This window comes from Bacillus sp. SIMBA_031, assembly GCF_046535225.1.
Taxonomy (GTDB): Bacteria; Bacillota; Bacilli; order Bacillales; family Bacillaceae; genus Bacillus; species Bacillus velezensis.
In genome coordinates this window covers 1-245 of sequence record NZ_JAWRXC010000574.1, presented here as the reverse complement: position 1 = coordinate 245, position 245 = coordinate 1, and the positions used below count along the sequence as shown (strand labels likewise).

Genomic DNA, 245 nt, shown 5'->3' with positions numbered 1-245 from the left:
ACGTCATCGCCCTGGTCGATGTCATGGACCCATCGGCAAAGGCCATCGATTCGGTCAACACCATTGTGAACGACGACGGCGTCCTGACCGCCTACAACACTGACTACATCGCCATCGCGCGGCTGCTGAAAGACCACGAAGTCCCCAGCAGCCATACCGTCCTGCTCCGTGGTGCCGGTGGCATGGCCAAAGCTGTTGCAGCTGCCCTGCGGGATGCCGGCTTCACTGCGGTCACCATTGTGGCC

1 pseudogene is annotated in these 245 nt (G+C 61.6%); it reads left to right on the top strand.

The window, feature by feature from the left end:
- Nucleotides 1-245: pseudogene (locus SB724_RS21420) on the top strand (shikimate dehydrogenase); the annotation flags it as partial.